The organism is Mesorhizobium sp. B2-9-1 (genome assembly GCF_006439455.1).
Taxonomy (GTDB): Bacteria; Pseudomonadota; Alphaproteobacteria; order Rhizobiales; family Rhizobiaceae; genus Mesorhizobium.
In genome coordinates this window covers 21,146-34,113 of sequence record NZ_VFTP01000017.1, presented here as the reverse complement: position 1 = coordinate 34,113, position 12,968 = coordinate 21,146, and the positions used below count along the sequence as shown (strand labels likewise).

The following is a 12,968-nucleotide window of genomic DNA, read 5'->3' as shown; positions in this document are numbered from 1 at the left end:
CTGTGCTGGGGAACTAATTGCAAAAAGCACAAAGCGGCTCAGCAGCCTGTCGGCAGCTGAACCGCCCTGAATGTCGGTTGGGCGAGAACCGACCTCAGAGCAATTCCAGGAAAAGTGCGTTGCGGTTTGGGCTCGGCGACTTCGCCGTAGCCTCCGTCCGGAATTGCGCAAACAACACTCAGACCGTCGCCGGGTCGAGCGCCGGCTGGTCCTTGAACCGCGCCACGATGCCGGCGAGGTCGCCATTGGCGAAAGCGTCGCGCAGCGCATCGAAGGACGGCAGCACGAAATAGGCGCGCTGGAACTTGTCGATCTCATAGCCGGTGCGCATCACCGTCTCGAGATCGAACGGCACGTGGTGGGCGTCCTTGCTCTCGACCGCAAATTGCAGCTCGGTGAAGGACGACATCAGCCCGGCGCCGAAAGCTTTCAACGGCTGGCCGGCTTCCTGGATGACGCCGTATTCGGCGCTGTACCAGTAGAGCCTCGTGATCATCTCGTCGCCGCCGAGCGCGATCAGATCTTCCGCCTTCCGGCCATACATCTGCATGAAATCGGCGAACACCGGCTGGGTCAGGATCGGCACATGGCCGAAGAAGTCGTGGAACATGTCCGGCTCGACGATGTAGTCGAGTTCTTTCTTCGTCCGCAGCCAATTGGTCACCGGAAAGCGCCGATTGGCGAGATGATCGAAGAAGGGGCCGGCCGGAATGAGGCCGGGCACCGCCACGATCTCCCAGCCCGTCAGCCTGGCGAGCTTTTCGCTCACTTCGTCGAAATCCGGAATCCTGTCGAGCAGGCCGAGCGCGGCGACGCCGTCGAGATATGAGCGGTGCGCGAGCTTCCGCGTCAGCTTCGTCTGGCGATCGCAGAGCATGCGCCACACCGCCTGTTCCTCGGCGGAGTAGCCGTAGCCCTGCGCCACGGTGAAATCGCTGCGGCAGACCGAATAGTCGCCGCGAAGGCCCTGCGCCGCGCATTCGGCGGCATAATCGGCAACGCTGATCGTCATCATATCCTCCTCAAGATCGTGATCCGCGGATCCTGAAGGGGAGTTTAGAAGCGACCGCTGAGGCAAATCAGCTTTGTTTATGGCACGCCAGCTGATTTGGAGATAAAAGCGCTCAGATCAACGCGAGACTGAGACAAAATGCCTCAATTCGACGATTTCGAAATAAGGATGCTCGACATCCTGCAGCACGACGGCCGCAAGCCGGTCTCGGAGCTGGCGCAGGAGATCGGCCTGTCGACCACGCCTTGCGCGCGCCGCTTCGAGGCGTTGCAGGAAGCCGGTATCATCAAGGGCTTCGCCGCGGTGCTCAGCCGCCGCGCCGTAGGCCTGACCGTGGAGGTGTTCATCCAGGTGCGGCTGGTCAGCCACAGCGACGGCTCGCCCGAAAGCTTCATCGCCGCCGTGCAGCGCATGGACGAGGTCTCGTCCTGCTGGACGATGACAGGCGACTACGATTTCCTGCTGCATGTCTTGGTGCCGTCGGTGGACGACTTGAACGCCTTCGTCATGCACCGGCTGATGCGTCTGCCCGGCGTGCGCGACGTCCACACGCAACTGGTGCTGCAGAACATCAAGGGACCCGGCCACGTGCCGCTCAGCCATCTGCGGCGCTGATCCGGTCAAATCTGGCGAAAAGCTGCGTGGAAACTGCTGAACCGCGCCAAGGCGGCTTCGACATAGGCGACTAGCACAAGCGGACCAACATGGAGGTCCGCCTTGAACATCGTGCTGATCAATCCGCCGCACACCGCCATCGGCAGCCGTGTGCCCGACGACCACCTGCCGCCGCTCGGTCTTTTGGCGATCGGCGGGCCGCTGATCGATTCCGGCCATCAGGTGCGCCTGGTCGACGCCGAGTTCGGGCCGATGCCGCTTGGCACGCTGGTCGACGAGGCGCTGCGCGGCGATCCGGATTTCGTGCTGATCGGCCATTCCGGCTCGACCTCGGCGCATCCGACGGCCTTCAAGATCGCCGAGATGATCAAGGCCCGCGCGCCGGGTGTCGCCGTCATCTATGGCGGCGTCTTCCCGACCTATCACTGGCGCGACATTCTCGCTGCGACCGACGTCTTCGACTTCATCGTGCGCGGCGAGGGCGAGGCGACCGCGACGGCGCTGGTCGAGGCGATCGAGATGCGCCAGCCGGTGGCGAGCGTCGCCGGCATCGCCTATCGCGACGATTTCGGCCGTCCTGTCGCGACGCAGGCGGCGATGACCATAGCCGACCTCGATGCCTGGCGCGTCGGCTGGGAGCTGATCGATCACCGCCGCTACTCCTATTGGGGCGGCAAGCGGGCGGTGGTCATGCAGTTCTCGCGCGGCTGCCCGCATCTGTGCAACTATTGCGGCCAGCGCGGCTTCTGGACCCGCTGGCGCCATCGCGATCCGGTCAAATTCGCCAGGGAGATCGCCTGGCTGCACCGCGAGCACGGCGTCGAGCTGATCAATCTGGCCGACGAGAACCCGACTTCCTCGAAAAAGGCCTGGCGCGCCTTTCTCGAAGCCATGATCGCCGAGAACGTGCCGGTGCTGATCGTCGGCTCGACGCGCGCCGACGACATAGTGCGCGATGCCGATATCCTGCATCTTTACCGCAAGGCCGGCGTCATCCGCTGGCTGCTCGGCATGGAGAACACCGACGAGCAGACGCTGTCGCTGATCCGCAAGGGCGGCAGCACAAAATCCGACCGCGAGGCGATCCGGCTGCTGCGCCGGCACGGCATCCTGTCGATGGCGACCTGGGTGGCCGGCTTCGAGGACGAGACCTTGCGCGATCTCTGGCGCGGCTTTCGCCAGCTCATCGCCTACGATCCGGACCAGATCCAGGCGCTCTATGTCACGCCGCATCGCTGGACGCCGTTCTTCCGCATCGCCAAGGACCGCAAGGTGATCCAGAAAGACATGCGCCTGTGGGACTACAAGCACCAGGTTCTGCACATGACCAGGCTGAAACCCTGGATGCTGTTCTTGGCGGTCAAGCTGATCGAGGTGGCGGTGCAGTCGCGGCCGAAGGCGCTGGCGCGCATCCTGTTCCACCCCGATCCGGAGCAGCGCCATTCGATGCGCTGGTACACCAGGATGGGGCGCCGCGTCTGGTTCCGCGAGGTCTGGGGGTTTCTCGTCTGCGACGGCCGCGTCGCGGATGGGCCGACATTAGCCGAATTCTGGGGCGCGCCGCAGGACGCCGAGGAGGAATCGATGATCGTCGGGCGCCAGCCACGCAAATCCGCCGCGCCGATCATTGAAGATCGACGCGCGCCGGCCGCAAGAAAGTTAGCCGGCTGAATATGACGGTTCACCGTTCCATTGAAACGGTGAACTTGCCTTCCTTACGGAACGATCAGCGTGCCGGCGCCGTGCTCGGTAAACAGCTCCAGCAGCACCGAATGCGGCGTCTTGCCGTTGAGGATGACGACGCCCTCGACGCCGCGCTCGATCGCCTCGATGCAGGTCTCGACCTTCGGGATCATGCCGCCCGAAACCGTGCCGTCCTTGATCAGCGTCCTGGCCTCGGCGACCGTCAGCTCGTCGATCAGCTTCTTGTTCTTGTCGAGCACGCCGGGCACGTCGGTGAGGAAGAGCAGGCGCGAGGCGCGGCAGGCGCCGGCGATGGCCCCGGCAAAGGTGTCGGCGTTGATGTTGTAGGTGTGGCCGTCGCGGCCCGGCGCCACCGGCGCCAGCACCGGGATCATTTCCGAGCGCGCCAGAAGGTCGAGCAGTGTGCGGTCGACCTCGACCGGCTCGCCGACGAAGCCGAGATCGAGCACCCGCTCGATGTTGGAATCCGGATCGACCATGGTCTTGCGCGCCTTTTCGGCGAACACCATGTTGCCGTCCTTGCCGCAGAGCCCGATCGCCCACTCGCCCTCGGCGTTGATCAGCGCAACGATCTCCTTGTTGATCGAGCCCGCCAGCACCATCTCGACGATCTCGACCGTCTTCTGGTCGGTGACGCGCAGGCCCCCTTCGAATTTGGATTCGATGCCCATCTTGGTGAGCATCGCGCCGATCTGCGGCCCGCCGCCATGCACGACAATCGGATTGACGCCGGATTGTTTCAACAGCGCGATATCGCGGGCGAACGCCTTGCCGAGTTCGGTATCGCCCATGGCATGCCCGCCATATTTCACCACCACGGTCTTGTTCTCGTAGCGCTGCATATAAGGCAGCGCGCGCGAGAGCAGCGCGGCCTGCATTTCGGCGGTGGCGGCGATGTCCGTCATCGGTGTCGATCCCAGCTAGCGTGAATGGCGGCCTCTTAGCTGGAATTGCCGCAGGCCGCAAACGGCTTTGCGGTCACAATAACGATATCTGCCAGTTCCCCAGCACAGGGAATTCGACCGGCGGCCGTGTTTGTGTTGGCAGGTGGCATGCCTTGGAGATTGGCCGAAACGGCCCAACCTCGTCATCCACGGGCGGAGCAAGGAGCGAAGCGACGCGCGCAGACCCGAGGATCCATTCCGTGACACATGAGCGCTACCACGATGCAGAATTCTGCTCCGCTGCACGTTGATCAAGGTCACGGAATGGATTCCAAGGTCCGCGCGACGCCGCTTGGCGGCTGCTTCGCCCTGGAATGACGAGGTTGGGAGCCTTCAGCCAATCGCCAGCGTTTGCGCTGATTTCACGGACACAATGACGAAATCTGCTTAGTTCGCCAGCACAGTAATTTTGCCCGGGCGGGCCGTGTTCGTGTTGGCAGTTGGCATGGCTGGAGATTGGCCGAAACGCCCAGCCAGTCGTCATCCACGGGCGGAGAAAGGAGCGAAGCGAAGCGCGCAGACCCGAGGATCCATTCCGTGACACATGAGCGCTACCACGATGCAGAATTCTGCTCCGCTGCACTCTTTGACCAACGTCACGGCATGGATTCCAGGGTCTGCGCGACGCCGCTTAGCGGCTGCTCCGCCCTGGAATGACGAGGCTGAACCGGCAGTTTTCAAAATCCCTGCGCAGAACCGCCGGGCACCTTGAGCGGCGCCCGCCGCTTCAGCCATCCCGAAAGCTTCTCCATCTGCGCCGCGAAGGACAAAAGCGTCTCCTCGTCGCCGGGCCGGCCGGCGGCCTGGATGCCGAGCGGCAGGCCGTCCGCCGTGACATGCACCGGCAGCGCGATCGACGGCTGCCCGCTGACGTTCTGGATCGCCGGCCAATGGGTGAACCACAGGCTCTTGTCCATCAGCTGGCCGAACACCGCCTTGACCTTGAGCAGGCGGGTGAGATGCAGTTTGTCGAGCAGGTTCTCGATGAATTCGTCGGCGCCCTTGGGGTCCATCGAACCGCAGGCCAAAGGCGGATGCGCGATCAGTGGCATCAGCACCGCGTCGTAGCGCGCGGTCTCTTCAATCAGCCGCCGCGCCGTGGCATTGAGGCGCTGCACGCCCTCGTAAACCTCGCCGGCCGACAACATTTCACCGAGACGGGTGAGCACGCGCGTTGCGCGCTCGACCTCGCCGGTCACCGGGCGGCCGACGCGCTGCGCCTCGGCCCGCATCGTGCCGGCAACGGCCGCGGCGACACTCTTGCAGAAATCGGAAATGAAATCGCGGCCGATGAAAGGCAGGTCGATCTCCTCCACCGTGTGGCCGCCTTCGCGCGCCAGCGCCACCGCGGTGTCGAGCGCCGCAAGCGTTTCGGCCGAGATCGGCAGGCCGAGCGGCGACTTGCGGTAGACGGCGAGGCTGAGCTTGCCGGGCTCGCGCGCCGCGGCTGCGGCAAACGAGCCTTTCGGCGCGCGGGCAGCATAGGGCGAGAGCGGATCGGCGCCATGTGTGAGGTCGAGCAGCAGCGCGGTATCGCGCACCGAGCGGCTGACGGCATGGTCGACGACCATGCCGTACCAGCTTTCGCTGACGAGCGGCGTCAGCGGCACGCGGCCGCGCGAGGTCTTCAAGCCGACCAGCCCGCTGCAGGCCGAAGGCACGCGGATCGAGCCGCCGCCGTCGGAAGCATGCGCCGCCGGCACAACGCCCGCGGCGACGAGCGCCGCCGAGCCGCCGGAGGAACCACCGGTCGTATGCCCAGTATTCCAGGGATTGCGGGTGATGCCGAAGCGGGCCGACTCCGTCATCAACCTGAGCCCATGCTCGGGCGAGGTGCTGGTGACGATCGGGATCAAGCCGGCGGCCAAATAGCGCTCGACCATCACCGAGTCGAAATCGGCGGTGAAGGGCGGGATGCGGCTGCCGCCATGGATCGGCACGCCCTTGATGCCGATGCCGAGATCCTTGAGCGCGAAGGGCACACCGGCCAGCGGCAGCGTGCGGTCGACGGTCTTGGCCCGTGCCCGCGCGGCGTCGTAAAGCGGCGTGGCAATCGCGTTGATATCTGGGCTTGTCGCTTCGGCGCGCGCGATCGCCGCATCGACCAGCTCCTGCGGCGCGATTTCCCCTTTGTGGACGAGCTCGGCAAGGCCGGTCGCATCCTGCTCCCAAAGCACGCGTTCGATCGACATCCGCATCCCCCCGGTTTTTCGAGAGGCTAGAGCAATTCCAGGAAAAGTGTGAGCTGTTTTCCGTTTGGAATTGCGTCGGGCAAGGGGCAGGGATTTGCTTGGCAACGATCCAGTGTCGAGACGCCTAGTTCCCCGACACAGGGATTTTGAAAGGTTGCCGTTGGTGCAAGATTTTCCATTCATTTCCGTGCAATCAACGCAAACGCCGGGGATTGGTTGAAGCCGCCCCAACCTCGTCATTCTATGGCGGAGCAAGGAGCGAAGCGACGCGCGCAGACCATAGAATGCATTCCACGACTTGGAAGCGTCGCCACGGGGCAGAATTCTGCTCCGTTGCACACCTTGGCGAAGGTAACGGAATGGATTCCAGGGTCTTCGCGACGGAGCTTCGCTCCTGCTCCGCCCAGGAATGACGACGGGGTTGCGCGTTTCGGCCAATCTCCGCCTGAGCCGACCGGTCAAAATCCCTGTGCAGTGCTACTAGGATCGGCCCGCGGCGCTGGTGGACAACGCTTCCGCCGCCGTTGCAATTAAATCGCAATCTTCTAATTTGCCTGCATGGCGCCGCAGGATATCAGCAAGCTGATCGTCCGGACTTCGATGAAGGACCGGGCGGCGTTCGATCTGCTCTACAAGCAGACCAGCGCGAAACTTTTCGGTGTCTGCCTTCGTGTATTGCGGGACAGGGGAGATGCGGAAGAAGCGCTGCAGGAGGTCTTCGTCAAAATCTGGATGAAGGCGGATCGTTTCGCGGTTTCCGATCTGAGCCCGATTTCCTGGCTGGTGGCCGTTGCGCGCAACCATGCGATCGATCGCATCCGGTCGCGGCGCAGTCCTTCCGCCAACATTGATATGGCCCTCGACGTCGCCGATCCGGCGCCGGGACCCGAGGCCATGGCTGTGGCGGGCGGCGAGGCCGAACGCATCTACCATTGCCTCGACGAACTGGAACAAGACCGGGCGGCGGCCGTCCGGGGCGCCTATCTGGGCGGCGAAAGCTATGCCGAGCTGGCGGAGCGCTTCAAGGTTCCGCTGAACACGATGCGGACCTGGCTGCGGCGAAGCCTGCTGAAACTGAGAGAATGCCTGGAAAGATGACGCTGGCAGAGGACAACGGACCGGAACGTGGAGGCGACGATCTGCTCGCCGCCGAGTACGTTCTCGGCGTTCTGGCAGCCGACGAGCGCCAGATCGCTTCCCGTCGCATCGATGCCGAGGCGGCGTTCGCCCGCCTGGTCGATGCCTGGGAAGCCCATTTCGCGCCCATGGCCACCGCCTATGCCGCGGTCGAGCCGCCGGATTCCGTGAAAGTGGCAATCGACCGCCGCCTGTTCGCGTCGTCCGCGTCCACGCCCAGCGGCGGCCTGTGGGCGAGCCTTGCCTTCTGGCGCGGCCTCGCCGCAGCGGCCATCGCCGCTTTGGCCGTCTATGTCGCCCTGCCTTACGTCAACCCGCCAGTCCAGCCGCCCGAGACCAGGCTGGTCGCCTCTCTGGCCGCCGACAACAGCAACGTCAAATATCTTGCCGTCTATGACGCCACCCGCCATGAGGTCGGCCTGTCGCTGGTCTCCGGCGACCGCGGCGCCGGCAAGGACTTCGAGCTGTGGATGATCGAGGGCAAGAACGCGCCGGTTTCGATGGGCGTCATCCCCGCCGGGCCGACCGCGCGCATGGCGGTGACGCCCGCCGTCCAGCAGAAGCTGGCGCAAGGCGCCGTGCTCGCCGTCAGCCTCGAGCCCTCTGGCGGTTCGCCGACCGGCCAGCCGACCGGTCCGGTCGTCGCCGCGGGTGACCTGAAGGGCATCTGACCCTGGTCAGCCGGTTATCGAAGACTAACTGAAGTCTATATCCTGCCTTTGCCAGGCGAGACAAGTTCTCTGTCGCCATAGGCGACGCAGACGCAATAAAGCACTGGAATAAAAAATCGCGCGCCCTTCATGAAACTAACGTTTTTCGGACTCGTATCTCCTCGCGTTCCCAAGGATGGGAAGAAACAACCCGAGGAGACTGACACCATGCGTAAGCTCGCCACCCTTTTGCTTGCCTCTACACTTGGCCTTTCGGCGCTCGGCGCCGTTGCCTACGCTGCCAATCCGATGGTCGGCGGCGCGCCGATGTATGCCAAGAAGAACATCATTGAGAACGCCGTCAATTCGAAGGACCACACCACGCTGGTCGCCGCCGTCAAGGCCGCCGGCCTGGTCGACACGCTGCAGGGCGCCGGTCCGTTCACCGTCTTCGCGCCGACCAACGAGGCCTTTGCGGCGCTGCCCGCCGGCACGGTCGACACGCTGCTCAAGCCCGAGAACAAGGACAAGCTGACCAAGGTGCTGACCTGCCACGTCGTCGCCGCCAAGGCGCTGGCGGCCGACGTCGCCAAGATGGCCAAGGCCGATGGCGGCGCCCATCAGGTCAAGACCGTCGGCGGTTGCGAGCTGACGCTGAAGGCGGAGAAGGGCAAGGTCACCGTCACCGACGAGAACGGCAATGTCGCCCATGTCACCATCGCCGATGTCCGCCAGTCGAACGGCGTCATCCACGTCATCGACAAGGTTCTCTTGCCGAAGATGTAACAAAGCGGACCCGGCCGGCGAAGACATGGCTGAGCGCCGGCCGCGACATCCAAGATCCGCGCCGCCGGCAAGGATTGCTCCGCACCATCCCGCAAGGGCGGCGCGGAGCAGCATCCGGAACGTTCCAGGAAGGTTCTGTCCGGAATTGCTCGAACGAGGAGATGGGGCGTCACCGGCTTTTGATTTCCGGCCCGGGCTCTATCTTGGCAAAATGCGTCAGGAGGAACGGCCATGAACCGTCGCGATTTTCTCTGGAGCGGGGCCGCCGCCACCGCTCTCATCGTCGGATCCGCAGCGATGCTGCGTGCCGGCGGACCGAAACCCGCTCTCGCCGCCGAGACGTTCGAAGTCACCAAGACCGATGCCGAATGGCACGCCATTCTGTCGGACGAGGCCTTCGACGTGCTGCGCAAGCAAGGCACCGAATATCCAGGTACCAGCCCGCTGCTCAACGAGCATCGCAAGGGCATCTTCGCCTGTGCCGGCTGCGACCTGCCGGTCTATTCGTCCGAGACGAAATTCGATTCCGGCACCGGCTGGCCGAGCTTCTACCAGGAGATCGCCAATTCCATCGGCAAGACCGTGGACAATTCTCTCGGCATGACCCGCACCGAGGTCCACTGCCGGCGCTGCGGAGGCCATCTCGGTCATGTCTTCGACGACGGCCCGCCGCCCACCGGCCTGCGCCACTGCATCAACGGCGTGGCGCTAAGCTTCAAGCCGGCTTCAGCCTGAGGTGGGTTGATGTTCAGGTGAGGCCGGCCTGCAAATGGCGGTTTCCTGCGCTTCCGGTGCTCACGTACGTTAAGTACGCTCCGCTCCGGTTCTCGGAACCCACCATTTTCGACTCGGCCTGACCTGAATCTCAACCCACCTTGCAGTCGCTTTCAATCTCTCCAAAGAGAATGACCCCGGAAATCGTCACCGATTTCCGGGGTCACGCGTTGAGGACGCCAGGCGGGGGTTCCGGCTCCTCAATGGCCTCCGCCGCCACCGCCGCCCTGCGGGGCCGGCTTGTTGATGAACAGCACGAAAAATCCGAGCGAGGCGAACAGCACCGTCAGCATCACGAACACGTCCATGAAGGACAAAAGCGCCGCCTGCTGGTGCACCATGCCGGACAGCTTCGAGATCGCAGCGCTTGCTGCGTCGAGACCGGCGGTCTGCTCGAAATTCTGCGTCATGTTCTGCAGCCTGGTCTGCGCGGTCTCGCTGCCCCACTGCACATGCTCGGAGAGCCGCGCATAGTGGAAGGCGTTGCGGTCGATCAGCACCGTGTTGATCACCGCGAGGCCGACGGCGCCGCCGAGGTTGCGGGTCAGGTTGAACAGGCCCGACGCGTTCTTCAGCCTTTCCGGCGGCAGCGTGCCGAGCGCGATGTTGTTGATCGGCACCATGCACAACATCATCGAGCAGCCGCGCAGGATCTGCGGGATCAACAGCTCATAGAAATCCCAGTCGGCGGTAAGATGCGTCATCCACCAGGTGCCGGTGGCGAAGCCGACGAAGCCGATCATCATCATCAGCCTGAGGTCGATCTTGTTCGACAGGATGCCGGCAACGGGCGCGGTGAAGAACATCGCCAGGCCGCTGACGAACAGCGCCTCACCGATCATCATCGAATCGTAGCCGCGGATACGCCCCAGGAACACCGGATAGAGATAGGTGAGCCCGTAGAGGCCGATGCCGACGACGAAGGAGAACAGCGAGCCGAAGGCGAAGTTGATGTTGCTGAAGGCCCTGAGGTCGACGATCGGCTCCTCGGCGGTGAAGACGCGCCAGAAGAAGATGACGCCGCCGATGGTCATGATGATGGCGCAGGCGAACACCGCCGGCTCCTGCAGCCAGTCGTGGTTCGGGCCTTCCTCCAGCACATATTCCATGCAGCCGAGGAAAGCGGCCATGCCGATCAGGCCCCACCAGTCGAACTTCGAGAACAGTTTCAGGTTGGGCTTGTCGAAGTCGATCAGCGACCAGGCTGCCGTCGCCACCAGGATGCCGGGCACGACATTGATCAGGAACAGCCAGTGCCAGGACATGGCGTGGCTGATATAGCCGCCCACCGTCGGGCCGATCGTCGGCGCCAGCGTCGCCACCAGGCCGATCATCGGCGAGACGATGGCGCGCTTGGAGGGCGGAAAGATGGTGAAGGCGGCCGCGAAGACGCTGGGGATCATACCGCCGCCGATAAAGCCCTGGATGGCGCGGTAGACGATCATCTGGTCGATATTGGTGGCGGTGGCGGCGAGCGCGCTGGCCGCGGTGAAGCCGGCCGCCGCGGTGGTGAACAGCACGCGCGTCGACAGCATGCGGCTGAGAAAGCCGGACAGCGGGATCATCACCACCTCGGCGATCAGGTAGGCGGTCTGCACCCACGGGATCTCGTCGGAGCTGGCGCTCAGGCCCGCCTGGATTTCCGAGAGCGAGGCCGAGACGATCTGGATGTCGAGGATCGCCATGAACATGCCGAACACCATCGCCAGGAAGGCGACGACGCGGCGCACCGGCATATGGTCCGCGGGCAGGGCCGGCGCGGCGGCGACCGGACGTCCGGGCATTGATCCTGCGGTGATGGTTGCGGTTGCCATGTCATGGCCTCCCTGGGCAATTCCTGGGACGAGCGCGTGGCGGTCCCGGACTGCGTCGAAAACGATAAGGCAGGCTGGACGGCCCGGCGCTCAATCGGCCGCCAGGCCGCCCCCCAATCAGTTGGTCGTCGAGGCCGGCGCGGTGCGGCTGTCGACCGCGACGACGACGCTCAGCCCGGCGCGCAGCTTGCCGGCCTTCAGCACGTCGGCCGGCACGTCGATGCGCACGGGCACGCGCTGCACCACCTTGGTGAAGTTGCCGGTGGCGTTTTCCGGCGGCAGCAGCGAGAACACCGCGCCCGAAGCCGGCGCCAGTGAGGAAACCGTGCCTTCGAAGGTCTGGCCGTCAATGGCGTCGACTGTGATGCGGACCTTCTCGCCGGGCACCATCCGGCCGAGCTGCGTCTCCTTGAAGTTGCCGACGATGTAGAGCTTGTCCATCGGCACGACGACGGCGAGCTTCTGGCCGGGGCTGACGAGATCGCCCTGCTCGACCGAGCGATTGCCGACGACGCCGTCATAGGGCGCCTTCAGCACGGTGAAGGACAGGTCGCGCTGGGCCTTGTCGCGGGTGAGCTGCAGCGACGCGAGCGTCGAGGCCTGCTCCGCGCGCTGGGCTTCCAGAACGCCGATATTGGCTTGCGCCGCGGCGATCTGCGCATCGGCGCCGACAAGCGCCGCCTTGGCCTGGTCGAGCGCGGTCTGGGCGTCGTCGAGCTGGGCCTGCGTGCCGACATGGGTCTTGACGAGTTGCGCCGCCCGCACCTGGGCGCGCGCCGCATTGTCGGCAGCGGCCTGGTCCGCGACCTTCTGCGCCTGGGCCTGCGACAGCGAGGCCTGGGCCGCCTTGGTCTGGGCCTCGATGCGGTCGAGCGTCTTCGCCAAGGTGGCGATCTGCGCCTCGGCCTGGGCGACGGCGATCTTGTAGTCGCCATTGTCGATGACGAACAGCGGATCGCCGGCCTTCACCCGCTGATTCTCGCTCACCAGCACCTTGTCGATATAACCGGATATTTTCGGCGAGACGAACGACATATCGGCCTGGACATAGGCGTCGTCGGTGGAGATCATGAACCGGCCGTCGGTCCAATAGTTATACCCATACCAGGAACCGGCGCCGAGCAGGGCAAGCCCGATGATCGGTAACAGGAAAGAGCGGACAGAGCGCTTCTTCTTGGCGGGTGCTTCAGCCGCCGGCGTCGCAACGGGAGCGGCGGGCTGGACAGGAACTTCCGGCGCTTCGGTCGAAGGCTGGACCTTGGCGTTGGGAAAAGAGCGGACTTCGGCGGTGGCGGGCGCGTTCGAGGACATAGCGATCTCTCTGGATGTCAGTCAGACTG

At 64.4% G+C, this 12,968-nt stretch carries 11 protein-coding genes; 6 read left to right on the top strand and 5 right to left on the bottom strand.

Features of this window, described 5'->3' with window-relative positions:
• Positions 1-178: 178 nt before the first annotated feature.
• A complete protein-coding gene (gene phhA, locus FJW05_RS22730; RefSeq protein WP_140635850.1) occupies positions 179-1,015 on the bottom strand; it encodes a phenylalanine 4-monooxygenase in 837 nt (278 codons plus the stop codon).
• A 135-nt stretch (positions 1,016-1,150) separates the two neighbouring features.
• Between phhA and FJW05_RS22725 the strand changes: the two genes are divergently transcribed.
• Positions 1,151-1,627, top strand: a complete 477-nt coding sequence (locus tag FJW05_RS22725; RefSeq protein WP_140635848.1) for an Lrp/AsnC family transcriptional regulator — start codon at positions 1,151-1,153, stop codon at positions 1,625-1,627.
• A 102-nt stretch (positions 1,628-1,729) separates the two neighbouring features.
• A complete protein-coding gene (gene bchE, locus FJW05_RS22720) occupies positions 1,730-3,298 on the top strand; it encodes a magnesium-protoporphyrin IX monomethyl ester anaerobic oxidative cyclase (protein WP_140635847.1) in 1,569 nt (522 codons plus the stop codon).
• A gap of 44 nt (positions 3,299-3,342) precedes the next feature.
• Here bchE and argB read toward each other — a convergent pair whose 3' ends face one another.
• Both argB and FJW05_RS22710 read right to left on the bottom strand, forming a co-directional pair.
• On the bottom strand, positions 3,343-4,236 hold the full coding sequence (gene argB, locus FJW05_RS22715; RefSeq protein ID WP_140546855.1) for an acetylglutamate kinase: 894 nt from the start codon (positions 4,234-4,236) through the stop codon (positions 3,343-3,345).
• Positions 4,237-4,952: 716 nt separating this feature from the next.
• Positions 4,953-6,467: an amidase gene (locus FJW05_RS22710; protein ID WP_140635845.1), complete on the bottom strand. Its 1,515-nt coding sequence runs from the start codon at positions 6,465-6,467 to the stop codon at positions 4,953-4,955.
• A 558-nt stretch (positions 6,468-7,025) separates the two neighbouring features.
• On the opposite strand from FJW05_RS22710, the gene FJW05_RS22705 reads away from it, so the two are divergent.
• The 4 genes from FJW05_RS22705 to msrB all read left to right on the top strand — a co-directional run bounded on the left by FJW05_RS22705 (position 7,026) and on the right by msrB (position 9,775).
• Positions 7,026-7,565 carry a sigma-70 family RNA polymerase sigma factor gene (locus tag FJW05_RS22705; RefSeq protein WP_140635843.1) on the top strand — a complete coding sequence of 180 codons (540 nt, stop codon included), beginning with the start codon at positions 7,026-7,028 and terminating at the stop codon, positions 7,563-7,565.
• Positions 7,562-8,275 carry an anti-sigma factor gene (locus FJW05_RS22700; RefSeq protein ID WP_140635939.1) on the top strand — a complete coding sequence of 238 codons (714 nt, stop codon included), beginning with the start codon at positions 7,562-7,564 and terminating at the stop codon, positions 8,273-8,275. Before FJW05_RS22705 ends, FJW05_RS22700 begins: the two co-directional genes overlap by 4 nt.
• A gap of 207 nt (positions 8,276-8,482) precedes the next feature.
• The gene (locus FJW05_RS22695) at positions 8,483-9,040 is read left to right on the top strand and encodes a fasciclin domain-containing protein (protein WP_140635841.1); all 558 of its coding nucleotides are present in this window, start codon (positions 8,483-8,485) and stop codon (positions 9,038-9,040) included.
• A 231-nt stretch (positions 9,041-9,271) separates the two neighbouring features.
• The gene (msrB, locus tag FJW05_RS22690) at positions 9,272-9,775 is read left to right on the top strand and encodes a peptide-methionine (R)-S-oxide reductase MsrB (RefSeq protein ID WP_071069177.1); all 504 of its coding nucleotides are present in this window, start codon (positions 9,272-9,274) and stop codon (positions 9,773-9,775) included.
• A 239-nt stretch (positions 9,776-10,014) separates the two neighbouring features.
• On the opposite strand, the gene FJW05_RS22685 is transcribed toward msrB, so the two are convergent.
• Both FJW05_RS22685 and FJW05_RS22680 read right to left on the bottom strand, forming a co-directional pair.
• Positions 10,015-11,598, bottom strand: coding sequence for a DHA2 family efflux MFS transporter permease subunit (locus FJW05_RS22685; protein ID WP_246673606.1), 1,584 nt, complete (start codon positions 11,596-11,598; stop codon positions 10,015-10,017).
• 147 nt (positions 11,599-11,745) lie between these two features.
• On the bottom strand, positions 11,746-12,939 hold the full coding sequence (locus FJW05_RS22680) for an HlyD family secretion protein (protein WP_140635837.1): 1,194 nt from the start codon (positions 12,937-12,939) through the stop codon (positions 11,746-11,748).
• Positions 12,940-12,968 lie beyond the last annotated feature (29 nt).